The following is a 24,026-nucleotide window of genomic DNA, read 5'->3' on the forward strand; positions in this document are numbered from 1 at the left end:
ACGCCCTTACCCCTCGCTCACGCGTCGCCGCCCGCCACGCCCGGGTCGGCCGCGGCGACGTCGAGCAGCTGGTAGCGGTCGATGGCCTGCTTCAGCACCGACCGGTCGACCTTGCCCTCCCGGGCCAGCTCCGTCAGCACCGCGACCACGACCGACTGCGCGTCGATGTGGAAGAACCGGCGCGCCGCCCCGCGGGTGTCCGCGAAGCCGAAGCCGTCGGCGCCCAGCGACTGGTACGTCCCCGGCACCCAGCGCGCGATCTGGTCCGGCACCGACCGCATCCAGTCGGACACGGCCACCACCGGCCCCTGCGCCCCGGCGAGCTTCCGCGTCACGTACGGCACCCGCTGCTCCTCCTCCGGACGCAGCAGGTTGTGCTCCTCGCAGGCCACGGCGTCGCGCCGCAGCTCGTTCCAGGAGGTGGCCGACCAGACGTCGGCCCTGACGTCCCACTCCTCGGCGAGGATCCGCTGCGCCTCGATCGCCCACGGCAGCGCGACACCGGACGCCAGGATCTGCGCCGGCAGGGAGCCCGTCGTGCCCTCGCTGAAGCGGTACAGGCCCTTGATGATGCCCTCGGCGTCCACGCCCTCCGGCTCGGCCGGGTGCTGGATCGGCTCGTTGTAGACGGTCAGGTAGTAGAAGACGTCCTCGCCGTTCGGGTGCCGCTCGTCGCCGCCGTACATCCGGCGCAGACCGTCGCGCACGATGTGCGCGATCTCGTAGCCGAAGGCCGGGTCGTAGGCGACGCACCCGGGGTTCGTGGACGCCAGCAGCTGCGAGTGGCCGTCCGCGTGCTGGAGACCCTCGCCGGTCAGCGTCGTACGTCCCGCGGTCGCGCCCAGGACGAAACCGCGCGCCAGCTGGTCGGACATCTGCCAGAACTGGTCACCGGTGCGCTGGAAACCGAACATCGAGTAGAAGACGTACACCGGGATCAGCGGCTCGCCGTGCGTGGCGTACGCCGAGCCCGCTGCGATCAGCGAGGCCGTGCAGCCGGCCTCGGAGATGCCGTCGTGCAGCATCTGCCCGGTCGGCGCCTCCTTGTAGGCGAGCAGCAGCTCGCGGTCCACGGCCTCGTACTGCTGGCCGAGCGGGTTGTAGATCTTCGCGCTCGGGAAGAACGAGTCCATGCCGAACGTGCGGTACTCGTCCGGCGCGATCAGCACGAACCGCCTGCCGATCTCCTTGTCCCGCATGAGGTCCTTGAGGAGCCGGACGAAGGCCATGGTCGTCGCGATGGACTGCTGGCCCGAGCCCTTCTTCACGGTCGCGTACGTCTTGTCCTCGGGCAGTCGCAGCGGTTTCGACCGCACCACCCGCGTCGGCACGTAGCCGCCCAGCGACTTGCGGCGGTCGTGCATGTACTGCATCTCCTCCGTGTCCGGGCCCGGGTGGTAGTAGGGCGGCGGACCGGACTCGAGGTCCTTGTCGGAGATCGGCAGGTGCAGGCGGTCCCGGAAGCGCTTGAGGTCGTCGACCGTCAGCTTCTTCATCTGGTGCGTGGCGTTGCGGCCCTCGAAGTTCGGGCCCAGCGTCCAGCCCTTGACCGTCTTGGCGAGGATCACCGTCGGCTGGCCCTTGTGCTCGACCGCCGCCTTGTACGCCGCGTAGATCTTGCGGTGGTCGTGGCCGCCGCGCCCCAGGTGCAGGATCTGGTCGTCGGTCATGCCCTCGACCATCGCGCGCAGCCGGTGGTCGTCGCCGAAGAAGTGGTCCCGGATGTACGCGCCGGACTCGGTGGCGTACGTCTGGAACTGGCCGTCCGGGGTGGTGTTCATCCGGTCGACCAGGATCCCGTCCCGGTCCTGCGCGAGCAGCGGGTCCCAGGTGCGGTCCCAGATCAGCTTGATCACGTTCCAGCCGGCGCCCCGGAAGACCGACTCCAGCTCCTGGATGATCTTGCCGTTGCCGCGCACCGGGCCGTCGAGCCGCTGCAGGTTGCAGTTGACGACGAAGGTCAGGTTGTCCAGGCCCTCCCGCGCGGCGATGGTCAGCTGGCCCAGCGACTCCGGCTCGTCCATCTCGCCGTCGCCGAGGAACGCCCACACGTGCGAGCGGGAGGTGTCGGCGATCCCGCGCGCGTGCATGTAGCGGTTCATCCGCGCCTGGTAGATCGCGCCGATCGGGCCGAGGCCCATCGACACGGTCGGGAACTCCCAGAAGTCCGGCATCAGCCGCGGGTGCGGGTACGAGGACAGCCCGTACGGCGCCTTGGACTTCTCCTGCCGGAAGCCGTCCAGGTGCTGCTCGCTCAGCCGGTCCAGCAGATACGCGCGGGCGTAGATGCCCGGCGAGGCGTGGCCCTGGAAGAAGACCTGGTCGCCGCCGTCCCCCTCGTCCTTGCCGCGGAAGAAGTGGTTGAAGCCCACGTCGTACAGGGACGCGGAGGAGGCGAAGGTGGCGATGTGGCCGCCGACCCCGATGCCCGGCCGCTGCGCGCGCGAGACCATCACCGCGGCGTTCCAGCGGGTGGCGTTGAGGATCCTGCGCTCGATCTCCTCGTCGCCCGGGAAGAACGGCTCCGCGCGCGTGGGAATCGTGTTCACGTAGTCCGTGCTGCGCATCTCGGGCACGGCCACGCGCTTCTCGCGGGCCCGCTCGATCAGCCGCAGCATCAGGTAGCGGGCCCGCTCCCGGCCGCGCTCGTCGACCGCGGCGTCGAGGGAATCGAGCCACTCCTGCGTTTCCTCGGGATCGAAGTCAGGAACCTGACTCGGAAGGCCGCCAATGATGATCGGGTTGCGATCGGATGCGGAAGCCACGCTGTTCCTTACCTGTCAGAGGGCCGTGAGAGGGCCGCTGTTTCGCCGGGACGGCCGGGTGTGCGCCGCTCCCCATGGTCCACCCCGGGGCCCCGGACGTCATCTCTACCGGGAGGTAATCCGGCGGCGGGAACGGTACGGTGACGCATGGGGCGAACACATTCGAGTCTCGTACCCACAGACGGTTCCCAAACGCCCAAACGGGGCACAAAGGTGTGGTGCGCGTCACTGCGGGCCATGATGGTGTGCCTGGAGTTGCGGTGACCCGGCCAGGATCGTCACTGTTTCGGCGGTCTGGACGGCCGGGTACTTGCGCGATCCGTCCCGCCCGTGTGGACTACGGCCAATGCTTCGCGCACGCGCGTGGCTGAGTTATTTCCCAAGACATGATCAGGAGGCAACCCGTGAGCGCGACCGCGGACCACGCGGAGGAGCGGACGAACCCTGCCGCCAGGCTGGGGTTCCAGCCCGGGCAGGTGGTCCAGGAGATCGGCTACGACGACGACGTCGACCAGGAGCTCCGCGAGGCCATTGAGGGCGTCATCGAGAGCGGCCTCGTCGACGAGGACTACGACGACGTGGCCGACGCCGTTGTGTTGTGGTTCCGCGACGACGACGGCGACCTGACGGATGTGCTGGTGGACGCCACCACGTACATCGAGGAAGGTGGCGCGATCCTGTTGCTCACGCCGAAGACCGGCCGGTCGGGGTACGTGGAGCCGAGCGACATCTCGGAGGCCGCCACCACGGCAGGGCTGACGGCGTCCAAGAGCGTCAGCGTGGGCAAGGACTGGAGCGGCAGCCGCCTGGCGACGCCGAAGGCCGCCAAGTCGAAGCGGTGACCTCCTCCCGCCCGGCGGCCGCCGGCCGAGGGGGCCGGCCCCGGGGGCCGCGCCCCCGGCCCCGCGCCGCCGCCTGAGCGGACTCGTCCACGACCCCCGGACGGGCCGAGCGCACTCGGCCCGTCCGGCGGCCGTCCCGGCCGCTGCGTAGGGTGTCATCGTCCGAACGGCCCAGCGGAGGGATGACACGACGATGGCGATCCAGGTCGGCGAGAAGGCACCCGACTTCGAGCTCAAGGACAACCACGGCCGCACCGTGCGGCTCGCGGACTACCGCGGTGAGAAGAACGTGGTGGTGCTCTTCTACCCGTTCGCCTTCACCGGCGTGTGCACGGGAGAGCTGTGCGAGCTCCGCGACCACCTGCCGCAGTTCTCCGACCGCGACACCCAGGTGCTCGCCGTCTCCAACGACTCCATCCACACCCTGCGCGTCTTCGGCGAGCAGGAGGGACTGGAGTACCCGCTGCTCAGCGACTTCTGGCCGCACGGCAACGTTTCACGCGCGTACGGCGTCTTCGACGAGGACAAGGGGTGCGCCGTGCGCGGGACGTTCATCATCGACAAGGAGGGCGTCGTGCGCTGGACCGTCGTCAACGGTCTGCCGGACGCCCGGGACCTGAACGAGTACGTCAAGGCGCTCGACACCCTGTGATTCCTCGGGTCCAGGGCCTGCGGGCTCCGGGAACCCGTCATTAGGATCGACTCGTTCATCCGACATCCAACGCACTACGGGGCTTCCCGCCCCCGGACACCAATGGAGGACTCGTGGGAGTCAGCCTCAGCAAGGGCGGCAACGTATCGCTGACCAAGGAGGCGCCGGGCCTGACCGCGGTCATCATCGGACTGGGGTGGGACGTCCGCACCACGACCGGCACCGACTTCGACCTGGACGCCAGTGCCCTGCTGCTGAACAACTCGGGCAAGGTCGGCAGCGACGCCAACTTCGTCTTCTTCAACAACCTCAAGAGCCCGGACGGCTCGGTCGAGCACACCGGTGACAACCTCACCGGTGAGGGCGAGGGCGACGACGAGCAGATCAAGGTCGACCTCGCCGGCGTCCCGGCGGACATCGAGAAGATCGTCTTCCCGGTCTCCATCTACGACGCCGAGAACCGCCAGCAGTCCTTCGGCCAGGTGCGCAACGCGTTCATCCGCGTCGTCAACCAGGCCGGCGGCGCCGAGATCGCCCGCTACGACCTGTCGGAGGACGCCTCCACCGAGACCGCGATGGTCTTCGGTGAGCTCTACCGGCACGGCGCGGAGTGGAAGTTCCGCGCCATCGGCCAGGGCTACGCCTCCGGCCTGCGCGGCATCGCGCAGGACTTCGGCGTGAACGTCTGAGACGGCCACGTCCCGGGCGGGCACGCCCGGGCCCGGCCCGTCCCGCACGGCCCGCACCGTCCGGCGCCGCACGGTTTACGTGCGGCGCCGGACGCGCAATACCACCTGAGGAACATCACCGGGCCCGCCTTTCGGGTCAGCCCGGCTCCGAGGCGCCGGAACGATCCGGGGGGCAGGCCCCATGGGGAGGGACCAGCATCATGGGCGTCACGCTCGCCAAGGGAGGCAATGTCTCCCTGTCCAAGGCCGCACCGAACCTCACACAGGTGATGGTCGGGCTCGGCTGGGACGCGCGCTCCACCACCGGAGCCCCCTTCGACCTCGACGCCAGCGCACTGATGTGCTCCGGCGGCCGGGTCATGGGGGACGAGTACTTCGTCTTCTACAACCAGCTCAAGAGCCCGGAGGGCTCGGTGGAGCACACCGGTGACAACCTCACCGGTGAGGGCGACGGCGACGACGAGTCCCTGCTGGTCGACCTCTCCAAGGTGCCGGCCGGGTGCGACAAGATCGTCTTCCCGGTCTCCATCCACCTGGCCGATGAGCGCGGCCAGGCCTTCGGGCAGGTCAGCAACGCCTTCATCCGCGTGGTGAACCAGGCGGACGGTCAGGAGCTCGCCCGCTACGACCTCTCGGAGGACGCCTCCACCGAGACCGCGATGATCTTCGGTGAGCTCTACCGCTATCAGGGCGAGTGGAAGTTCCGTGCAGTCGGACAGGGGTACGCGTCGGGACTGCGGGGCATCGCTCTAGACTTCGGAGTCAACGTTTCGTAAAGCCGACTACGGCAAGCGGGGGAGACCCGTAAAGAGATGATGGGGTAGCCAGTGGTTCTGAAAACCTTCGGCTGGTCGTTCGCGGTCACCGCGCTCGGTCTGGTCGCAGCGGTCCTCTTCGGGGGGTGGACCGCCTTCGGCATCGTGGCGATCCTCTCCATCCTCGAGATCTCGCTGTCCTTCGACAACGCGGTGGTCAACGCCGGCATCCTGAAGAAGATGAATGCCTTCTGGCAGAAGATCTTCCTCACCATCGGCATTCTGATCGCCGTCTTCGGCATGCGGCTGGTCTTCCCCGTCGTGATCGTCGCCGTCAGCGCCCAGCTCGGGCCGATCGAGGCGGTCGACCTCGCGCTCAGCGACAAGGACCGTTACCAGGAGCTGGTCACCGACGCGCATCCGTCGATCGCCGCGTTCGGTGGCATGTTCCTGTTGATGATCTTCCTGGACTTCATCTTCGAGGACCGGGACATCAAGTGGCTGGGCTGGATCGAGCGTCCGCTGGCCAAGCTCGGCAAGGTCGACATGCTGTCGGTGTGCATCGCGCTGATCATCCTGCTGATCTCCGCGATCACCTTCGGCGCCCACGCCCACCAGCACGGCGGCGCGCACGTGGACAAGGCGGAGACGGTCCTGCTGTCCGGCATCGCCGGTCTGATCACCTACATGATCGTGGGCGGGCTGTCCGGGTTCTTCGAGGACAAGCTCGAAGAGGAGGAGGAACGCGAGCACGAGGAGGAGGAGAAGGCCGAGCGCGCGGGCAAGCCCCGCTCCGCGGTCGCGCTGGCCGGCAAGGCCGCGTTCTTCATGTTCCTCTACCTGGAGGTCCTGGACGCGTCCTTCTCCTTCGACGGTGTGATCGGCGCCTTCGCCATCACCAACGACATCGTCCTGATGGCGCTGGGCCTGGGCATCGGCGCCATGTACGTGCGGTCGCTGACGGTCTACCTGGTCCGCCAGGGCACCCTGGACGACTACGTCTACCTGGAGCACGGCGCCCACTACGCGATCGGCGCCCTGGCGATGATCCTGCTGGTCACCATCCAGTACGAGATCAACGAGATCGTCACCGGCCTCGTCGGTGTCGTCCTGATCGGCTGGTCCTTCTGGTCCTCCGTGCGCCGCAACAAGGCACTGGCGGCGGCCGGGGGACAGGCGGGCGAGAAGACCGAGGTCTCCTCCGGGGTGTGACAGCCCCGCGGGTGAGGAACGCTCTCGACGGGGCGGCCACCGAGGACCACTCCTCGGAGCCGCCCCGTCGGCCGTCCGGGACACGTGGTCCCGGCGGTCCGGGCGAGGTTCGGCAACTGGACTTGGGGCGGGGAATGGGATTCCTGGACGGACTGCGGGGCGGACGTGAGAGCGCCTTCGACTCGGGCAACGCGGCCACCAACGCCATCGAACTGACCAAACGGCATGCTCAGGTGTCGTTGACCAAGCAGGGAGCGGCCACCGGCCATCTGCGCATCAACCTGAGCTGGCGGATGCGGACCTCCGACTTCGGCGGTCCCCCGCGCGAGAGCCTGCTGCGCCACCCCTTCAAGGCGCTCAAGCCGCCGGAGGTCGTCGGCCACAGCCAGAGCATGGTCAACGTCGACCTCGACCTGGGCTGCCTGTACGAGCTCCAGGACGGCACCAAGGGCGTGGTCCAGCCCCTCGGCGGCCTCCTCGGCGACGCCAACGCACCGCCGTACGTCAAACTCAGCGGCGACGACCGGTTCGGCTCGGGCTCCGGCGAGACGATCTACGTCAACCTGGACCACCGGGAGAACATCAAGCGCCTGCTGGTCTTCGCCTACATCTACGACCAGACGCCCGCCTTCGACCGTACGCAGGCCATGGTCACGCTGTACCCCAGCAACGGCCCGCGCATCGAGATAGCCCTCGACGAACGGCATCCGCAGGCCCGCTCCTGCGCGGTGGTGATGATCGAGAACATCAAGAACGAGATCTTCGTCCGCCGCGAGGTGAAGTTCGTCTACGGGTTCCAGGGCGAACTGGACCGCCTGTACGGGTGGGGCCTGCAGTGGGGCAGGGGCTTCAAGACCAAGGCCGGGCGATGACGGCACCCCGGTTCCGCACCGGCCCGGATCCCGGGCCGGTGAGCCGGGGCCCGGCGTCCGGGTCACGCCGCGGACGCGGGGCGGTCCGGACGCCGGGGCCTAGCGCCCGATGAACTGCGGCCCCTGCGGCGGCAGCCGGAAATCCGGGTCGGGGGCGGCCGCGGCGGCCGGCGGCGGGAAGCCGTACCCGCCCGGCGCGCCGGGGGCGGCCGTGGCGGGCGCCGGCGGATAGCCGTAGGCGGGCTGGGCGGGCGGCTGCGGGTAGCCGTAGGCCGCCGGCCGGGCGGGCGCGGGCGGCTGCGGCGGGTAGCCGTACGCGGGCTGCGCGGGCACCCCCGCCGGCTGCTCGGGCGGCAGCGGCCGGGACACCTCCGGGGCCGGCGGGACGAGCGGGGCGTGCGGCTGGGTCAGCGCCTGCCCGGATCCCCCCTCGGGGGCCCGGTCCGGGGCGTGCAGCCGCGTCTGCGCCGTGGGGGGCATCTGCTGGGTGACGTCGGCGGGGTCGGGCTCCTGCGCGGCCTCCGACTCGTCCACCGAGATGCCGAAGTCGGTGGCCAGGCCCTTCAGTCCGTTCGAATAGCCCTCGCCGAGCGCCCGGAACTTCCAGCCGTCCCCGCGCCGGTACAGCTCACCGCAGATCAGCGCGGTCTCCTGGCCGGTCTCCGGCTTGACGTCGAAGTACGCCAGCGCGTCCCCGTCGGCGGCCTGCGCGTCGTACAGCAGGATGCGCAGCGACCGCACGCTGTCGAACGTGACGCCGTCCGCCGACGCGACGATCAGAATCCGGCCGACGCCGGACTCGACACCGGCGAGGTCTGTCTGGATCGTGTCGGTCAGGCTCTCGGCGACGCGCTTCTTGCCGAGCCGCCACACCTTTCCGGACGGGTGCCGGGGCTGGTTGTAGAAGACGAAGTCCTCGTCGGAGCGCACGCGACCGTCGAGGCCGAGGAGCAGCGCGGAGGCGTCGACGTCCGGCACCCCCTGCCCGGGCGACCAGCGCAGCACGGCACGTACCGTGGTGGCCTCGAGCGGGACGTTCGATCCCTTCAGCATCGCGTGCGTCATGCGGTCATCCTGCCCTCTCCGTCCTGGTCACGACAACGTGGGGGGTGTGGAGCCGACACAACGGGGTTACCGGAAGTTCACAGCCACGGGGAACCTTCGACATGGACCCCTACGTACTATTACCGGCCAACCTTTCAATCGCAGATCGCCCAGAGGCCACAGGGGAGTTCAATGCGTCATTTCGGGCACATCGCCCCTGCGGTGCGGAAACGTCTCTTCTACCGGGAGCCGGCCGAGTTCACGGCGGATTCCCCGGCCCGGCTGCTCTCCGCGGCCCTGGGCGCCACCCTCTACAGCCCCGCGACCCGGAGCCGGCTCGCCGACGACATCGTCAAGCAGGGCGGACGCGGCGTGGTGTCGATGGTGCTGTGCCTGGAGGACTCCATCGGCGACGCCGAGGTACCCGCCGGCGAGGAGAACCTCGTACACCGGCTCGCCGAGCTGCACGGACGGTCCGAGGCGGATCTGCCGCTGCTGTTCATACGCGTCCGCACCCCCGAGCAGATCCCCGACCTCGTCCGGCGCCTCGGCCCCGCCGCCCGGCTGCTGTCCGGATTCGTCCTTCCGAAGTTCACCGCCGAACGCGGCCTGCCGTTCCTGGAGGCGCTGGCCACCGCCGAGGCCGACAGCGGCCGGCGGCTCTTCGCCATGCCCGTCCTGGAATCGCCCGAGCTGCTCTACCGGGAGACGCGCGTGGAGACCCTGGAGGGCATCTTCGGCGCCGTCGACAAGTACCGCGACCGCGTGCTCGCCCTGCGCCTGGGCGTGACCGACTTCTGCTCCTCCTACGGGCTGCGCAGGGGCCCCGACATGACGGCGTACGACATCCAGGTCGTCGCCTCCGTGATCGCCGACGTCGTGAACATGCTGGGCCGCGCCGACGGCACCGGATTCACCGTGACCGGGCCGGTCTGGGAGTACTTCCGGGTCCAGGAGCGGATGTTCAAGCCGCTGCTGCGGCAGAGCCCCTTCCTCGAGGTGCAGGCCGTGGCGCTGCGCGAGACGCTGATCGAACACGCCATGGACGGTCTGCTGCGCGAGATCTCCCTCGACCAGGCCAACGGCCTGCTCGGCAAGACCTGCATCCACCCCTCCCACGTACTGCCGGTGCACGCGCTGTCCGTCGTCAGTCACGAGGAGTTCAGCGACGCCCAGGACATCCTCCGGCCGGAACGCGGCGGTGGGGGTGTACTGAGGTCGGCCTACACGAACAAGATGAACGAGGTGAAACCGCACCGCGCCTGGGCCGAGCGGACGCTGCTGCGTGCCGAGGCCTTCGGTGTGGCGAACGAGGACGTCGGCTTCGTGGAGCTGCTGGCGGCGGGCCTGGCGGAGTGACCGGACCCGACGCACCGACGGAACCGACCGCACCGACCGCACCGACCGCAGGGAATCCATGGAGAAGGCCGTGAACGAGGGGATGCGCCGCCCGGCGCGCCGCACGACGCCCGCCGGCGAGGACGTCTGGTCCGGCAGCTGGGTCACCGAACGGCTCGGGATCGAGCTGGCCGGGGACGACCGGCTGACCGGACTGCTGGGGCTGGCGCTGCGCCGCAACCCCAAGCGGGCCCACCTGCTGGTGTCCAACGTCCTCGGCAAGCACGTACCCCAGGCGCCGTCCGTCGTGTACGGCCACGGCGTCGCGCTCGGCCGCCGGGTGCGCGAACTGCTCGGCGACGAGGCGGACGGCGCGGTCGTCCTCGGCTACGCCGAGACCGCGACCGGCCTCGGCCACTCGGTCGCCGACGGCCTGGGCGCCGCCCCCTACCTGCACTCCACCCGCCGCCCGGTCGCCGGGGCCGTCACCGCCGGCGGCTTCGAGGAGTCCCACTCCCACGCCACCTCCCACCTGCTGCTCCCCGAGGACCCGCGGCTGCTGGCCGGGGACGGCCCGCTGGTCCTGGTCGACGACGAGTTCTCCACCGGCAACACGGTGCTGAACACCGTCCGGGACCTTCATGCGCGCCATCCGCGGGGGCGGTACGCCGTGGTCGCCCTCGTCGACATGAGGTCGCCCGCCGACGCCGGCCGTCTGGACGGGTTCGCCCGCGAGATCGGGGCGCGCATCGACCTGGTGACGACCGCCTCGGGCACGGTGCGGTTGCCGGACGGCGTCCTGGAGAAGGGACGGAGGCTGGTGGCGCAGTACGAGAGCGCCACGGGGGCCGGCTGGCCGGCCGCGGGTCCGCCGGAGCAGGTCGCGCGGTTCCCCGCGCCCCCGGAGGGTGATGCCGGGGGCACCGCCGCGCGGGCGCGCTCCGCCCAGGACGGCCCGCACCCGGCCGACGGGCCCGGCCGCGTCACGCGGGTGGACCTGCGCTGGCCGGCCGGCCTCCCCGACGGCGGCCGCCACGGCTTCACCCCCGCGCACCGCGCCCGCCTCGAACGCGCGCTCCCCGCCATGGCGGCCCGCCTCGCCGCGGCACTCCCCACCGGCGCGCGCCGCGTCCTGGTCCTCGGCTTCGAGGAACTGATGTACGCCCCGCTCAGGCTCGCCCACGAGCTGGAGCGGATCACGGACGCCGAGGTCCGCTTCTCCACCACCACCCGCTCGCCGGTCCTCGCCGTCGACGACCCCGGCTACGCGATACGCACCCGCCTGGTCTTCCCCGCCCACGACGACCCCGCCGACGGCCCCGGTGAGCGCTACGCCTACAACGTGGCGGGCGGCGGCTTCGACACCGTCGTCGCCGTCGTCGACTCGGTCGCCGACACCCCCGCGCTGCACGCGCCCGACGGCCTGCTCGCCCGGCTCGCCGCGCACACCCCGCAGGTCGTCCTCGCGGTCGTACCGTCGTACGCACCCGCACCCCCGGACGCCCGACCGGACGCCCCCGAAAGGCCCGCCGCCATGCTGCCCGACCCCCTCAGAGGCCCCGCCTTCTCCTCGTACGCGCCCGAGGAGGTCGGCTGGCTGCTCCAGGACCTCTCGGACGTGACGCTGGAGGCGCCGACCGAGGAGCGCGAGGAGGCCATCCAGAGCGGCGGTGCCCACTACGCGGAGTCGCTGCCCGTGGAGTACCAGCCGAGCGAGCAGTACCAGGAGCTGTTCCACACCGCCCTGGACGAATCGGCGGCCCGCCTCGCCCAGGCGGTGGGCGTGGTCACCGAAATGGTGCTCGCCGAGCGCTCCCCCCGCCCGGTGCTCGTCTCCCTGGCCCGCGCGGGCACCCCCGTCGGCATCCTGATGCGCCGCTGGGCGCAGCACCGCCACGGCCTCGACCTCCCCCACTACGCCGTCTCCATCGTCCGCGGCCGGGGCATCGACGCCAACGCGCTGCGCTGGCTGGCCGCCCACCACGACCCCCGGGACGTGGTGTTCGTCGACGGCTGGACCGGCAAGGGCGCCATCACCCGCGAACTCGCGGGCGCCGTCCAGGAGTTCGAGAAGGCCGAGGGCGTCACCGGATTCGACCCGGAGATCGCGGTGCTGGCCGACCCCGGCTCCTGCGTACGCACCTACGGCACCCGCGAGGACTACCTGATCCCCTCCGCCTGCCTCAACTCGACGGTGTCCGGCCTGATCTCACGCACCGTGCTCCGCGCCGACCTGGTCGGACCGCACGACTTCCACGGCGCCAAGTTCTACCGCGAACTCGCCGGCGGGGACCTGTCGGTGGCGTTCCTGGACGCCGTCTCCGCCCGTTTCCCGGAGGTCACCGACGCCGCCTGCGCCCAGGCCAAGGAGCTGCTGGCCACCGACCGCACCCCCACCTGGGAGGGCTGGGCCGCGGTCGAACGCATCAGCGAGGAGTACGGCATCCACGACGTGAACCTCGTCAAGCCCGGCGTCGGCGAGACCACCCGGGTGCTGCTGCGCCGGGTGCCCTGGAAGGTGCTCGCCCGGGCCGGAGCGGGCAGCGACCTCGACCACGTCCGCCTGCTCGCCGGCCAGCGGGGCGTCCCCGTCGAGGAGGTCGACGGGCTCCCCTACACCTGCGTCGGACTGATCCACCCCCGGTACACCCGGGGCGCGACCGGCACCGACGGCAAGGCGGTGGCCCTCTGATGCCCGTCATCGTCGCCAGCGACCTCGACCGCACGCTCCTCTACTCCGCCGCCGCCCTCGCGCTGACCATGCCGGACGCGCGGGCACCCCGCCTGCTGTGCGTGGAGGTCCACGAGAGCAAGCCGCTGTCCTTCATGACGGAGACGGCGGCCCAGCTCCTCACCGACCTCGCCGACGCCGCCGTCTTCGTGCCGACGACGACCCGCACCCGCAAGCAGTACCAGCGCATCAACCTCCCCGGTCCGGCGCCCACTTACGCCATCTGCGCCAACGGCGGCCACCTCCTCGTCGACGGGGTGTCCGACCCGGACTGGCACGCGCGGGTGCTCGCCCGCCTGGCCGACGAGTGCGCCCCGCTGGCGGAGGTGCAGGAGCACCTGCTGCGGACGGCCGACCCGGTCTGGGTCCGCAAGCACCGGGTCGCCGAGGACCTCTTCGCCTACCTCGTCGTCGAGCGTGAGCTGCTGCGCGAGGAGTGGGTGAAGGAACTCGCGGTGTGGGCGGAGAACCGCGGCTGGACGGTGTCCCTCCAGGGCCGCAAGATCTACGCCGTGCCCAAGCCCCTGACCAAGAGCGCGGCCGTGCGTGAGGTCGCCCGCCGCACCGGCGCCGACCTCGTCCTGGCCGCCGGCGACTCCCTCCTCGACGCCGACCTGCTCCTCGCCGCGGACCGGGGCTGGCGCCCCGGCCACGGCGAACTCGCCGACGCGGACTGGACGGCCCCCGCGATCCGGGCACTCCCGGAACGGGGCGTGCTCGCCGGCGAGCGCATCCTGCGCGAGTTCCTGGGGGCGGCGCGCTCACCTCGGTGAGGGCGCCGCCCGGGGAGCTGCGGGACGTACTCGTGCTCGTCGTGCTGTCCTCGCCGTGGCGGGCCCGCTCGGCCCGCACCCGGTTGCGCAGCGTCTCCCGGCCGATCCGCAGATCCCTGCCGATGCCCTCGAAGGTGTGGCTCGGGTCCGACAGGTACAGCGCGACGGCGTCCGCCTTGAACTCGGGCGAGTAGACCTTCATCACCACAGGAGATCCCTCCCGCCCGGCCCCTGCCGGGGCCGGGCTCGGAGGTGTCCACCACTCGGGGACAGGTCCCCGGTACCGGGGCGTTGGCCCGCCCTGTACACATCCTTCGCGCGCAGCCCTGTCCCCGGGATCCCGCGCTGCCGTCCAAGCGCTGCCACGCACTCCGAGGGGAGCGCGAACGACCCGCTCCGCCCACCGGGCCCCGGATGGCGTGTTACGGCCAAGCTGCGAGGGCATGGCCGGGTGGCCGGTCCGCCCCGCATCCCTCAGTCGCTGGAGGCTTCTTCTTGCAGGTTGCCGAGTACGGCTTCCGAGAGGGCCGCCAGGGCATCGAGCTGCCGAGGGCTGGCGACATCGAGGAAGACGCGGCGTACGTGATCGACGTGCAGGGGGGTGGCCTTGCTGATGGCCTCACGTCCCTCAAGGGTGAGGGCCACGTGGTTGCCGCGATTGTCCTCGGAGCAGGGGCGGCGCTCGACGAGTCCCCGCGAGATCATCCGCGAGATTTGATGGGTGACGCGGGTCTTCTCCCAGCGCAGGAGTTCTCTCAGTTCGAACACGCGCAGGGAGCCGTCGGGTTGCTGCGACAGGGCGCTGAGCACGGCGTAGTCCGTCAACGAGAGGCCGGTGTCGCGCAGCAACTGCCTGTTCATGTGGCGGCGGAGGTCCTCCTGCATGGTCAGGAAGCCGTACCACGCGCGCCGCTCGCGCTCGTTCAACTGCTGGGGCTCGTTCACCCCCCAAGGGTACCGAATTAGATGACATATCACCAACATCGGCCGCTTCTTGTGGGGCGCTTGCTTCATCCAGAGCGGTACTTGCCTTCCGTGCAAGGGTGATGCATCATCTAACTAGTAGGTGATGTGTCACCCTTCGTGAGGGCGCTGTGGGTGAGCTCCGCGCCCGTGTGGAGGAGGTCGGAGGCCGTCAGCCTGAGCCGAGGCACTGACTTCGACGGCTGAACCAGGCCGCAAGCAGCCGCAAAAAGCCCGACGAGGCGTTCGTCCCGGACATGTGTTCCGGGCGGGAAGGGAGCTCGCGATGGGGCGAGTGGAGAACAGGACGGCAGTGGTCACCGGTGGTGCGATGGGCATGGGGGCCGCGACGGTCCGCCGGCTCGCCGCCGAGGGTGCCAACGTGGTCGTCGCGGATGTGAACGTTGAGGCCGCGCGGGTCCTCGCCAGGGACCTCGAGGACTCCGTCGTTGTCGAACGGCTCGACGTCCGGTCGGAGCAGGAGTGGGCCGACGTGGTCCGCGGCGCCGAGGAACGCTTCGGGTCCGTGGACATCCTGGTCAACAACGCGGGCATCGCCGACCCGGCTCCCCTGGAGGAGTGGGACACCGCGCGGCTGCAGCGCACCCTGGACGTGAACCTGATCGGCGTCTTCAACGGCATCCAGGCCGTCGTCCCAGCGATGAAGCGGGCCGGCGGCGGCTCCGTCATCAACATCGGCTCTGTAGGTGCCCTGCAAGGAGTGCCGAGAATGTCCGGCTACGTCGTCTCCAAATGGGGCGTACGCGGACTGACCAAGGCTGCTGCCCTGGAGCTGGGAGTGCACGGGATCCGGGTGAACGCGGTGCACCCCGGCCAGACCGACACCCCCATGACCGAAGGCGTCGTGTTCGACACTGGCGACATCGCCCTTGGACGGGTCGGCCAGCCGGATGACATCGCCCGCATCGTTCTGTTCTTCGCAAGCGACGACTCCCGGTTTGTCACCGGCAGCGAAGTGGCTGGCGACGGCGGTCAGAGCGCCGGCCAGGCCAATTACCAGGGTCTGCCCCGATAGAAAATCGGCGGGAACCCGCAACCACACCGACCGGCGGACTCGACCGCGCGAGAAGCGCCGTTTCGGCGCATGCTCTCGTGCCGCACACATCAAGCCCGGCACCCACCTGCTGATGCCGCCATCGGTCCCAGTGGACCAGTGCCCGCGCACAAGCATCAGGAGACAACCGTCATGCGTACTCCCGTCCGGCTCGCCGTCATCACCACTCCTCGACCGGATTCTCCGCCGGGACCGCCAAGGAAATCAGCCAAGCAGCGCAGAAGGCAGGCGCCGACGCACGTCTCCTCAAGGCTGCCGAACTGGCCCCCGATGCGGCCGTCGCATCCGGCGAGGCCTGGGCCGCGCATGCTGCCGCCGGCGCCGGTGTCCCCGTGGCCACGCCAGCCGGTCTGAGGGGGCCGACGCGGTCATTTTCGGCACGCCCACCGTTTCGGGAACATATCTCCTCCCGGCCCGAGCAGTTCATCACAAGGGCTACGACTACGACCACCTGCGGCGATGGCTCCGCAAGCGAGGCATCCGCCACCGCATCGCCCGCAAGGGCATCGAGTCCTCGGCTCGTCCTGGCCGCCACCGCTGGACCACGGGACGCGCGATGTCCTGGCTCGCCGGATGCCGCGGGCTGCACCGCCGCTACGAGCGCAGAGCCGAACACTTCCTGGCCGTCACCAGCATCCCGTCGATCGACCACCTGAGGGCCAGTCCCCAACCTCGGAAACCGGAGTTGCACACCATGACGTTCAATCTCACACTGCCCAGCGAGGACGACCCGGTCTGGACGTCCGCGGATGGCTTCGTCGTCCGCAGCCACGAGGGCACCATCCGGCTGACCGGCGAGGAACGTTTCGCCGTCAAAGTGACGGGCAGGCAGACCGGTGGCCGCCTGGGCATGATGGAGGGCACCATCGCTCCCCGCTTCGGCAACGTCCCGCACACCCACAACAGCCAGGATGAAGGCTTCCTTGTCCTGCAGGGACGCTTCCGGTTCATCAACGGGGACCAGTACATCGACGCCGGCGCCGGCGACTTCGTCTACATCCCGAGCGGCACACGTCACGGCTTCAAGAACCTTCTCGACGTCGAGTCGAGACTGATGGTGTTCTACACGCCTGCTGGTCCGGAGCAGTTCTTCCTCGACTACGGCATGCGAGAGGACAACTACGACCCGGAGTCCTGGGCGCACCGACTGCGGACTGACAGCGCCCTCCAGGAGGCCCTTGCCGGCATGGACGTGACTTTACTGCCAGGGGAGGGCGACTGGGACTAGCCCGACTCTGCCGGGGATCTCGAGGATCCCCGGCGGGGCAGCATGATCAACGGGCATGCTCGGCTCCGTTCGGGGACCGATGCGGTTGTCGAGGTGCCCGTTGTCGCTCCACGCCCGTTCTGGTGGGCAAGTCCCTTCTGCGACCGTGCGGATGGCGTGAGCGCGCAACCCGGGCGGCACGACGGCGATGTGGGTGAGGGACCACCTGGGTGGGCTGTGGCGGGACGAGGACTTCGCCGACCGGTACCCGCGCGACGGCCGCCCGGTCCGTCCGGGTGAGGACCCCGCCCGCCCCAAGACCAGGGTCCTCGCCGCAGGCGGCGACGCCGTCCGGCTGCCGGAGCACGTCGGGGAGCACGGGGCGGGTCGCCTGTCCGGTCCTCGGGTCCGGGCCCTGCGGCGGATCGTGGTGCAGAACCACTACCGCGACGGGGCCGGCCGCCTGCGTTGGCGCACCGCCGAGGAAGGTGGGCTGCCGCCCTCGGCCGCCGCGGTCGTCCCGCCCTGCGACCCGACGGCCCGCTACGCGCGCCGCGGACATGTCACCCGCTGGAAGGGGTTCGTCGCATATCTCACCGAGACCCGTGATCCTGACGGCGTCGACGTGATCACCGATGTGGACATCGCGGACGACACCGAGATCCCCGACGGAGTCGAGCTAGGGGAGGCGCCCCGCCCGGCCGGCGGCGTGGTCGCCCCGGTCGAGGGGGTTCCGCGTGTCCGCGGGGGCCGGCGGGTGTGCGTGGTCCGTGTCCGCCCGTCCGGCCCGCCTCCGGCGGCCGCCCCCCGAGCGCAGGAGACGCAGGACGACGAACACCAGCACCGTCAGGGCGGCCATGCCGAGGACCACCTTCGAGTACGCCGAGACGACGGTCGTCACCTGCTGCCAGTTGTCCCCCAGCGCATAGCCCGCGAGTACGAACACGGTGTTCCAGATCGCGCTGCCCAGCGTGGTCAGCCCGAGGAACAGCGGCAGCCGCATCCGCTCCACACCGGCCGGCACGGAGATGAGACTGCGGAAGACCGGGATCATCCGGCCGAAGAACACCGCCTTCGGCCCGTGCCGCTGGAACCACGCCTCCGTCCGCTCGATGTCCGCGACCTTCACCAGCGGCAGCCGCTCCGCTATCGCCACCGTCCGGTCCCTGCCGAGCAGCGCGCCCACCCCGTACAGCGCGAGAGCGCCGATCACCGAGCCCGCCGTGGTCCACAGCAGCACGGCGAGCAGGCCCATCCGCCCACTGCTCGCGGCGAACCCCGCCATCGGCAGGATCACCTCGCTGGGCAGGGGAGGGAAGAGGTTCTCCAGCGCGATGGCGAGGCCGGCGCCGGGGGCGCCCATGGCGTCCATGAGGTCGTGGACCCACTGCGGTCCCGCGCTCCCGTCCGCGGCCGCCGTGATCAGGTGCGCTGCGATGGCTGTCATGCCGACCACGCTAGAGAACCGGACCTGAAGGAAAGCTGAGGAAATCCGCACGGTGCGCCGCGGCCTGCGGCAACGCCGATCGCGGTGCCGCGCGGCGGGCGCCGTGAGCGGGCGTCAGCCGCAGCAGCCCCCACCGCAGCAGCCGCCGCCACCGCCACCGCCGCCGCGGGGAGCCGGGGCCGGAGCGGAGGCGGTGCCGGCCACCGCGACCGTGGACAGGAGCTTCACCGTGTCGTCGTGACCCGCCGGGCAGGACGCGGGGGCGGAGGACTCCGCCATCGGACGGTTCAGTTCGAAGGTGCCGCCGCAGGTCCGGCAGCGGTACTCGTAACGAGGCATGGGCACAGGTTAACCGGCACGGTGGGCGTCGGTCAGTGGGCGGCGGCGCCCCGTTCCTCCCGGATGCCGGCCACCACACGGCTCACCGCCGCCCGTATCTGCTCCGTCTCCGTCAGAAAGTGCCAGTAGTCGGGGTGGCGGCCCTCCAGGCCGGCGACGGCCCGTCCGAGACGGGCCACGGCGTCGTCCAGGGGGCGCGCATGGCGCGGGTCGGGGGTGTTGCGGCCGGCCATGGCCAGACGCTGGGCGTCGCGGATGGCGAAGCGGGTGCGTTCGATCTCCTGCTCGGGGTCCTTCTGCACCGCGTTCAGCCGCCGCAGCCGGTCACCGGCGGCCGACACGGCCTCGTCGGTGGTGTTCAGCAGCGCCCGCGCGGTCGACAGCAGCGCGGTGGCGTCCGCCCAGCGCTGCTCGTCGCGGGCGGCCCCGGCCTCGGCCAGCCTGGCCTCCGCCCGGCCCAGGTTCTCCGCGGCCACGCCGGGGACGCCCTGCAGGTCCTGCCAGCAGGCGGCGGTGAAGCGGCGGCGCAGTTCGCTCAGCACCGGTTCGACCTGTTCGGAGCGGGTGGTGAGGGCCTGGGCGCGGGTGCGCAGGGAGACCAGGCGGTGGTCGATCTCGGCGGCCCGTTCCGGCAGCCGTTCGGCTTCGACGCGGATCGTCTCGGCCTCGCGTGTGACCCGCTCGGCCCGTTCCAGGGTCTGGGGCACGCCGTGCTGCCCGGCACCCTGGTTCAGTTTGGTCAGTTCCGGGGAGAGCGCGGCGAGCCGGGCGGCGAGGTCGTCGGCCCCCAGCCCGGTGCCGCGTGCGGTGTCGAGGGCGTTCGAGGCGGCGAGCAGCGCCTGCCGGGCACGCTCCACGGCGGGTGCGAGCCGGGCCAGCCGGGTCTCGGCCTTGTCGAGGAGGGGGCCCAGCCCGTCGGTGAACCGGTCCAGCTCCTGCTTGACCCGCCCGAGCTCGTCCTCGGCCCCGGTCAGGTCGGCGCGGGCCCGGGAGGCGGCCGAGGCCTCCAGGTCGTCGCGGTCGAGGTCATGGGCGTCGACGGCGTCGATGTACCGGTGGCTGGCCTCGTCGATCCGCCGGCCCAGCGCCTCGAAGTCGGCGACGGCGCGGCGGGCGGCGGGGGAGTCGTCGACGGCGGCGATCGTCTCGACGGAGATCCGCAGGTCGCGCTGGGCGGTGTCGAGCTCGTAGAACGCGGCCGCGGCGGCGTCCTTGGCGGCCTGGGCCTCGGCCCGCTGGTTCTCCGCCCGCCCGCCGAACCAGCGCCGGGTGCCGCCACCGGCGAACGCGGTGGGCAGCACCAGTGCCGCGACCAGCGGCAGCCCCATGAGGGTGAGCGCGCCGCGCAGCGGGCCGGGAGTCCGGCGCGGGCGCGGCCGCGGGAGGAGGGGAGGCACGGCACGACGCGTGCGCGGCTCCGACGGCGAGCTCGGCTGCGCTGGTGTCGCCGTCACATCCCTCTCCCGTACTGTCGTTCGCCCTGCCCGGTGCCATTCTCCCACCGGTGAAGGACGAACACACGGGTCGGTCAGTTCGCCGTGCGGACGGTGAGTTTGCCGTCGCCGGTGCGGGCGGTCACCACGTGGGGGCTGGAGTCGTCGCGGGGCACGGACACGTCCTCGGCGCCGTCCCCGGTCCCGGTGTCCACCCGGTAGGAGGCCCGGGGCAGCTCGATGGTCAGGGAACCGTCGCCGCTGCGGGAGTCCACCAGGTCGGGTACGGCGCCGAGTTCGAGGCGGACCGAGCCGTCGCCGGTGTGGGTGCGCACCGTGCGGGAGGAGACCTCCGCGCGCACGGACCCGTCCCCGGTGCGCAGCTCCAGGGGGCCGGTGGTGTCCGTGACATGCACCGAGCCATCCGTCGTGCGGATGCTCAGCGCGTCGCGGAACCCCCGGGCCCGCACGCTGCCGTCCTTCTCCTCGACCTCGACGGCGACCCCGCGGGGCACCTCGATGCGGTGCTTGGTGGAGCAGTCGGCGACGACACCGGAGCACTTCTCCCGCAGCACCAGCCGGTCGCCGTCCATGGACCAGGTGACCTCGGGGTCCTCGCCGATGGCGACCGTGCCCTGGAACCACCGGGTGACCTCGATCCTGCCCGGGGGATTCCCCCGCGCGGCCACGATCTCGAGGGAGGAGTCGTCGGAGTCGATGGTGAGGGTGGTGCCGGGCAGGTCGAAGGCGCGGCGGTCGGGGTCGTCGTCGGCGGCGGCCGACGCCCCGCAGGCGGTCAGTCCGGCGACGAGCACCACGCCGGCCCCGGCCAGGACGAGGGCGTGCGTCCGCACCGTACGTGCGGAGCCGATGATGCGGGCGGTACGGGTGGTGCGGGCCATGACGGTCTCCCCCTGGGACGGACGGTGGCGCTCTGGGACGGACGCCGGCGCTCGCCGGTGGTGTCCGAGCGCTCCTCGACCGTACGGACCGGGGGCTCGGCGGGGGATCCGGGCGGCCACCGGATCCGGGGTGGGGACAACCCCCGGTACGCGTTTGCCGGACCGCGGGCCGGGCCATGTAGGCTGTCGACTCGACCTGGGGCGCACGACCCGGGTCCCGGGTGCGTAGCTCAGGGGTAGAGCGCCTGCCTTACAAGCAGGATGTCGGCGGTTCGAAACCGTCCGCGCCCACCGCGGCCCAGGGCCCCCGGAGTGATTCTCCGGGGGCCCTCGTCGTTGTCCCTGCCCTGCCCTGCCTCGCCCCGCCCCCGTCGCCCCGCGCGGGCCCGCCGTCGCCCTACGCGGGCTGCCCCGTGCCGCTCGGCACCTCCTGGTGGACGTGCTTCAGCCGGGAGCGGGCGCGCATCCGGTCGGAGCCGGTGAGTTCGGCCCAGTAGCGGTGGGTGCTGACGAACACCGCGAGCTCGTGCTCGCGCCGTCGCAGCTTCTCGACCTCGGCCTGCTCCTCGTCCGACCAGCCGGGCGAGGCAGGACGCTCGATCTTGCGCCAGCCGCCCTCGTCGCTGAAGCCGTCGAGGGGTACGACCGACCAGGGGAGCCGCTTCAGCAGGGCCGACAGCTCGGCCCGGACCTGATGCAGTTCCTCCTGACCGGCGAGGAGGTCACTCGGAAAATCATAGGTCGCAGACACAGCACAATGATACGCCTGTTCGATTTTGGGTGGCGAGTCGCTCGGGCGTCCGGCCACCGGGTGTCGTGCGTCCTCGCCCGTCCGCGCCGCAGTGCCGTCGGGGACGGGCGAGCGGAGTCCGTCACGCGGTCGTGCCGGCCAACTCCCGGACCACGCCCGCCGTTACGGGAGCCGGTACGCCGTGGCGCCCGGCGGCACGCAGCAACGCGCCGCCGATGGCGTCCAGTTCCAGGGGGCGGCCGGCCTCCGCGTCGCGCTGCATCGACGACTTCATCCGCGGCGGGAAGGTGTCGTAGCGGGCGAGCGCCCGTGCCGGGTCCCCGGGACCGCCGCACGCGCGGCTGATCGCCGCCGTCTCCGTCACCAGGGCCGTCAGCTCCTCGCGGTGGGTGGTGCGCACGACCCCCAGGGGAACGCCGTACCGCGTGGTCAGCAGGGCCATCGGGGCCAGGAACGACAGCTTGGCCCACAGCGCCGCCGTCTCGTCGTCCAGGACCCCGGCCGACGGGCCGGCCGCCTCGAACGCGGCGGCCAGGGCGTCCAGGCGGGCCCTGGGCACGGGATCACCGGTGAGGTCGATCTCCGCGAACGGGCTGCCGTGCTCGACGACACCCGGCGCGACGCGGGTCGACTCGACGCGGATCATGGCGGGGGCCACCCGGTCGGGCCGGAAGCGGGCCCGCAGCGCGGCCGGGTGCTCGACGCCGTTCAGGAACGGGACGACGAGGCCGTCACCCGCGGCCGCCGCGGGGACGCGGGCCAGGGAGGCGTCGAGAGCGGTGTGCTTCACGGCGATCAGGCAGGCGTCGACGGGCTCCCGCAGTTCGGTGTCGGCCTCGACGCGGGCCGTGAAGTCGCCGAACCGCCCGCTGCGGACCCGGACGCCCCTCTCGCGCAGCGTCCTCACCGTCTCGTCGCCCGCCAGGCAGATCACCCGGTGGCCGGCGCGGGACAGCAGCGCGGCGAGCAGTCCGCCCACGCCGCCGGGACCGAGGACGGCCACGGTGAGATCGTTCGCCATGATGACTCCCTCTCCTGGGCCGGCCACTGGACGGTGGCCGCCTGCCGGGATCATCGCAGCCGCCGGTTCCGTGGTCGTCACGCACCCCGCGCGTCACACTGGGGGCATGTGCCGGAGTATCAAGACCCTGCGTCCGCCCGTGCTGCCCGAGGAGGCCACGGAGGAGGACATCCGGGCCGCCGCCCTGCAGTACGTGAGGAAGGTGTCCGGCTTCCGGGCGCCCGCCGCCCACAACCGGGAGGTCTTCGACCGGGCCGTGGACGCGATCGCCGACGCCACCGCCGAACTGCTGGACGGTCTGGAGGTGCGGGGCGCGGTCCCCCGCCGGGCCGCGGGATAGGGACCGGGAGGGCCCGGGGCCTTACGAGGCCCCCGAGGCCCGCGGTCGCCGCCGCATCAGGAAGCCCGCGCCCGCTCCCGCAGCGAACAGCGCGCCCACCGACACCGCCGTCGCCAGCCAGGTCGCGCCCAGCCAGTGGGCGCCGAAGTAGCCGAGGGCCACGCTGTACGCGGCCCAGGACAGCCCGGCCACGGCGGACCAGGGGAGGAAGTCGCGGGCGCGGCGGTGGGCGGCGCCGGCGCCGAGGGAGACCACCGAGCGGCCGGCCGGTGCGAAACGGGCCAGTACGACCAGGGCGCCGCCGCCCCGGACCAGCGCCGCGCCGAGACGTTCCTGCCCGCTCCTCAGCCGCCGGGAATGGGCGAGCGCCCGGTCCAGGCGGGCGCCGCCGCGCCAGGCGAGGCGGTAGGCCACCAGGTCGCCCAGGACGGAGGCGGTGGCGGCGCAGAGCGTGAGCACCAGGATGTCGGGCACGCCGGTCGCCGTGCCGGCGGCGGCCGCCGTGGCCGCCGTGATCACCAGCACTCCGCTGGGCAGGACCGGGAGGAACACGTCGAGCAGGACCGAGAGGGCCACCACCGCGTAGATCCACGGGCTGCCGACAAGCCACCCCACACTCTCCACCCGAACTCCCCGTGATCCCCCATGGGCCAGACCGTGCCGCGATGGCGCGGGGGAACGGCAGGAGTGGCCGGTGACAGCCATACAGCGTACGCCTGAAGTGTGACGGGAGCGTCACGGGGGGTTCGTGTGTTCGTCGCCGGGTGTTCGCCGTCGTGCCCCCCGGGCCCGCGCCCCCCCCCCCGCCCCCCCGCCCCCCCCCCCCCCCCCGGTGGCCCCCCCCCCCCCCCCACCCCCCCCCCCCCGCCCCCGGC

22 protein-coding genes, 1 tRNA gene and 2 pseudogenes are annotated in these 24,026 nt (G+C 71.7%); 14 read left to right on the forward strand and 11 right to left on the reverse strand.

Annotated features, from left to right (window positions below; genetic code table 11):
- Positions 1-17: 17 nt before the first annotated feature.
- A complete protein-coding gene (gene aceE / locus ACF07S_RS06490) occupies positions 18-2,765 on the reverse strand; it encodes a pyruvate dehydrogenase (acetyl-transferring), homodimeric type (RefSeq protein WP_391961955.1) in 2,748 nt (915 codons plus the stop codon).
- Positions 2,766-3,169: 404 nt separating this feature from the next.
- Here aceE and ACF07S_RS06495 point away from each other — a divergent pair, with 404 nt between their 5' ends.
- From ACF07S_RS06495 to ACF07S_RS06520, 6 genes are all read left to right on the forward strand, one after another.
- On the forward strand, positions 3,170-3,607 hold the full coding sequence (locus ACF07S_RS06495) for a DUF3052 domain-containing protein (RefSeq protein WP_391961954.1): 438 nt from the start codon (positions 3,170-3,172) through the stop codon (positions 3,605-3,607).
- A gap of 193 nt (positions 3,608-3,800) precedes the next feature.
- The gene (locus tag ACF07S_RS06500) at positions 3,801-4,259 is read left to right on the forward strand and encodes a peroxiredoxin (protein ID WP_391961953.1); all 459 of its coding nucleotides are present in this window, start codon (positions 3,801-3,803) and stop codon (positions 4,257-4,259) included.
- Between the two features lie 113 nt (positions 4,260-4,372).
- Positions 4,373-4,948, forward strand: coding sequence for a TerD family protein (locus tag ACF07S_RS06505; protein ID WP_391961952.1), 576 nt, complete (start codon positions 4,373-4,375; stop codon positions 4,946-4,948).
- A 200-nt stretch (positions 4,949-5,148) separates the two neighbouring features.
- Complete coding sequence (locus ACF07S_RS06510; RefSeq protein ID WP_391961951.1) at positions 5,149-5,724, forward strand: TerD family protein; 576 nt, start codon at positions 5,149-5,151, stop codon at positions 5,722-5,724.
- A 51-nt stretch (positions 5,725-5,775) separates the two neighbouring features.
- A complete protein-coding gene (locus ACF07S_RS06515) occupies positions 5,776-6,915 on the forward strand; it encodes a DUF475 domain-containing protein (protein WP_391973573.1) in 1,140 nt (379 codons plus the stop codon).
- Between the two features lie 134 nt (positions 6,916-7,049).
- A complete protein-coding gene (locus ACF07S_RS06520; protein ID WP_391961949.1) occupies positions 7,050-7,787 on the forward strand; it encodes a Tellurium resistance in 738 nt (245 codons plus the stop codon).
- 99 nt (positions 7,788-7,886) lie between these two features.
- Here ACF07S_RS06520 and ACF07S_RS06525 read toward each other — a convergent pair whose 3' ends face one another.
- Positions 7,887-8,852, reverse strand: a complete 966-nt coding sequence (locus ACF07S_RS06525) for a TerD family protein (RefSeq protein WP_391961948.1) — start codon at positions 8,850-8,852, stop codon at positions 7,887-7,889.
- 171 nt (positions 8,853-9,023) lie between these two features.
- Between ACF07S_RS06525 and ACF07S_RS06530 the strand changes: the two genes are divergently transcribed.
- From ACF07S_RS06530 to ACF07S_RS06540, 3 genes are all read left to right on the forward strand, one after another.
- Positions 9,024-10,190, forward strand: coding sequence for an HpcH/HpaI aldolase/citrate lyase family protein (locus tag ACF07S_RS06530; protein ID WP_391961947.1), 1,167 nt, complete (start codon positions 9,024-9,026; stop codon positions 10,188-10,190).
- An 82-nt stretch (positions 10,191-10,272) separates the two neighbouring features.
- Positions 10,273-12,861 (forward strand): phosphoribosyltransferase, encoded by a 2,589-nt coding sequence (locus tag ACF07S_RS06535; protein WP_391973610.1) that lies wholly within the window; start codon positions 10,273-10,275, stop codon positions 12,859-12,861.
- Entirely contained in the window at positions 12,861-13,673 is an 813-nt protein-coding gene (locus ACF07S_RS06540; RefSeq protein ID WP_391961945.1) for an HAD family hydrolase, read from the forward strand. The genes ACF07S_RS06535 and ACF07S_RS06540 overlap by 1 nt, the downstream gene beginning before the upstream one ends.
- On the opposite strand, the pseudogene ACF07S_RS06545 reads toward ACF07S_RS06540, so the two are convergent.
- Positions 13,657-13,881: pseudogene (locus tag ACF07S_RS06545) on the reverse strand (IS3 family transposase); the annotation flags it as partial. The gene ACF07S_RS06540 and the pseudogene ACF07S_RS06545 sit on opposite strands and share 17 nt — an antisense overlap.
- Positions 13,882-14,147: 266 nt before the next feature.
- Positions 14,148-14,618, reverse strand: a complete 471-nt coding sequence (locus tag ACF07S_RS06550) for a MarR family winged helix-turn-helix transcriptional regulator (protein ID WP_391961944.1) — start codon at positions 14,616-14,618, stop codon at positions 14,148-14,150.
- Positions 14,619-14,922: 304 nt separating this feature from the next.
- Here ACF07S_RS06550 and ACF07S_RS06555 point away from each other — a divergent pair, with 304 nt between their 5' ends.
- From ACF07S_RS06555 to ACF07S_RS06565, 3 genes and pseudogenes are all read left to right on the forward strand, one after another.
- The gene (locus ACF07S_RS06555; RefSeq protein WP_391961943.1) at positions 14,923-15,672 is read left to right on the forward strand and encodes an SDR family NAD(P)-dependent oxidoreductase; all 750 of its coding nucleotides are present in this window, start codon (positions 14,923-14,925) and stop codon (positions 15,670-15,672) included.
- Positions 15,673-16,138: 466 nt separating this feature from the next.
- Positions 16,139-16,348, forward strand: a pseudogene (locus ACF07S_RS06560) (IS5/IS1182 family transposase); the annotation flags it as partial.
- Positions 16,349-16,564: 216 nt separating this feature from the next.
- Positions 16,565-16,939 carry a cupin domain-containing protein gene (locus tag ACF07S_RS06565; RefSeq protein WP_391973611.1) on the forward strand — a complete coding sequence of 125 codons (375 nt, stop codon included), beginning with the start codon at positions 16,565-16,567 and terminating at the stop codon, positions 16,937-16,939.
- A 658-nt stretch (positions 16,940-17,597) separates the two neighbouring features.
- On the opposite strand, the gene ACF07S_RS06570 is transcribed toward ACF07S_RS06565, so the two are convergent.
- From ACF07S_RS06570 to ACF07S_RS06585, 4 genes are all read right to left on the reverse strand, one after another.
- Positions 17,598-18,365 carry a DedA family protein gene (locus tag ACF07S_RS06570; protein ID WP_391973574.1) on the reverse strand — a complete coding sequence of 256 codons (768 nt, stop codon included), beginning with the start codon at positions 18,363-18,365 and terminating at the stop codon, positions 17,598-17,600.
- 114 nt (positions 18,366-18,479) lie between these two features.
- The gene (locus ACF07S_RS06575) at positions 18,480-18,704 is read right to left on the reverse strand and encodes a zinc ribbon domain-containing protein (RefSeq protein ID WP_391961941.1); all 225 of its coding nucleotides are present in this window, start codon (positions 18,702-18,704) and stop codon (positions 18,480-18,482) included.
- 32 nt (positions 18,705-18,736) lie between these two features.
- Positions 18,737-20,158 (reverse strand): hypothetical protein, encoded by a 1,422-nt coding sequence (locus ACF07S_RS06580; protein ID WP_391973575.1) that lies wholly within the window; start codon positions 20,156-20,158, stop codon positions 18,737-18,739.
- Between the two features lie 74 nt (positions 20,159-20,232).
- Positions 20,233-21,039, reverse strand: coding sequence for a DUF4097 family beta strand repeat-containing protein (locus ACF07S_RS06585; RefSeq protein ID WP_391973576.1), 807 nt, complete (start codon positions 21,037-21,039; stop codon positions 20,233-20,235).
- A gap of 219 nt (positions 21,040-21,258) precedes the next feature.
- Between ACF07S_RS06585 and ACF07S_RS06590 the strand changes: the two genes are divergently transcribed.
- Positions 21,259-21,330, forward strand: a tRNA-Val gene (locus tag ACF07S_RS06590).
- A 106-nt stretch (positions 21,331-21,436) separates the two neighbouring features.
- Here ACF07S_RS06590 and ACF07S_RS06595 read toward each other — a convergent pair.
- Positions 21,437-21,790, reverse strand: coding sequence for a hypothetical protein (locus ACF07S_RS06595; RefSeq protein ID WP_391973577.1), 354 nt, complete (start codon positions 21,788-21,790; stop codon positions 21,437-21,439).
- Between the two features lie 121 nt (positions 21,791-21,911).
- The gene (locus tag ACF07S_RS06600; RefSeq protein ID WP_391961937.1) at positions 21,912-22,811 is read right to left on the reverse strand and encodes a ketopantoate reductase family protein; all 900 of its coding nucleotides are present in this window, start codon (positions 22,809-22,811) and stop codon (positions 21,912-21,914) included.
- Between the two features lie 106 nt (positions 22,812-22,917).
- On the opposite strand from ACF07S_RS06600, the gene ACF07S_RS06605 reads away from it, so the two are divergent.
- Complete coding sequence (locus tag ACF07S_RS06605) at positions 22,918-23,151, forward strand: DUF2277 domain-containing protein (RefSeq protein ID WP_391961936.1); 234 nt, start codon at positions 22,918-22,920, stop codon at positions 23,149-23,151.
- A gap of 21 nt (positions 23,152-23,172) precedes the next feature.
- Here ACF07S_RS06605 and ACF07S_RS06610 read toward each other — a convergent pair whose 3' ends face one another.
- On the reverse strand, positions 23,173-23,775 hold the full coding sequence (locus tag ACF07S_RS06610) for a DedA family protein (protein WP_391973578.1): 603 nt from the start codon (positions 23,773-23,775) through the stop codon (positions 23,173-23,175).
- Between the last annotated feature and the right edge of the window lie 251 nt (positions 23,776-24,026).

The sequence above is a fragment of the Streptomyces sp. NPDC016640 genome, from assembly GCF_043076215.1.
In the GTDB taxonomy this organism is placed as follows: Bacteria; Actinomycetota; Actinomycetes; order Streptomycetales; family Streptomycetaceae; genus Streptomyces.

What these genes read in the sequence shown, in the direction of transcription:
- ACF07S_RS06605 (WP_391961936.1), top strand. Translation starts at nt 22,918, where the DNA reads ATGTGCCGGAGTATCAAGACCCTGCGTCCGCCCGTGCTGCCCGAGGAG.
- ACF07S_RS06600 (WP_391961937.1), bottom strand. Translation starts at nt 22,811, where the DNA reads ATGGCGAACGATCTCACCGTGGCCGTCCTCGGTCCCGGCGGCGTGGGC.
- ACF07S_RS06500 (WP_391961953.1), top strand. Translation starts at nt 3,801, where the DNA reads ATGGCGATCCAGGTCGGCGAGAAGGCACCCGACTTCGAGCTCAAGGAC.
- ACF07S_RS06540 (WP_391961945.1), top strand. Translation starts at nt 12,861, where the DNA reads ATGCCCGTCATCGTCGCCAGCGACCTCGACCGCACGCTCCTCTACTCC.
- ACF07S_RS06535 (WP_391973610.1), top strand. Translation starts at nt 10,273, where the DNA reads ATGCGCCGCCCGGCGCGCCGCACGACGCCCGCCGGCGAGGACGTCTGG.
- ACF07S_RS06575 (WP_391961941.1), bottom strand. Translation starts at nt 18,704, where the DNA reads ATGCCTCGTTACGAGTACCGCTGCCGGACCTGCGGCGGCACCTTCGAA.
- ACF07S_RS06565 (WP_391973611.1), top strand. Translation starts at nt 16,565, where the DNA reads ATGGAGGGCACCATCGCTCCCCGCTTCGGCAACGTCCCGCACACCCAC.
- ACF07S_RS06530 (WP_391961947.1), top strand. Translation starts at nt 9,024, where the DNA reads ATGCGTCATTTCGGGCACATCGCCCCTGCGGTGCGGAAACGTCTCTTC.
- ACF07S_RS06585 (WP_391973576.1), bottom strand. Translation starts at nt 21,039, where the DNA reads ATGGCCCGCACCACCCGTACCGCCCGCATCATCGGCTCCGCACGTACG.
- ACF07S_RS06510 (WP_391961951.1), top strand. Translation starts at nt 5,149, where the DNA reads ATGGGCGTCACGCTCGCCAAGGGAGGCAATGTCTCCCTGTCCAAGGCC.
- ACF07S_RS06555 (WP_391961943.1), top strand. Translation starts at nt 14,923, where the DNA reads ATGGGGCGAGTGGAGAACAGGACGGCAGTGGTCACCGGTGGTGCGATG.
- ACF07S_RS06525 (WP_391961948.1), bottom strand. Translation starts at nt 8,852, where the DNA reads ATGACGCACGCGATGCTGAAGGGATCGAACGTCCCGCTCGAGGCCACC.
- ACF07S_RS06520 (WP_391961949.1), top strand. Translation starts at nt 7,050, where the DNA reads ATGGGATTCCTGGACGGACTGCGGGGCGGACGTGAGAGCGCCTTCGAC.
- ACF07S_RS06570 (WP_391973574.1), bottom strand. Translation starts at nt 18,365, where the DNA reads ATGACAGCCATCGCAGCGCACCTGATCACGGCGGCCGCGGACGGGAGC.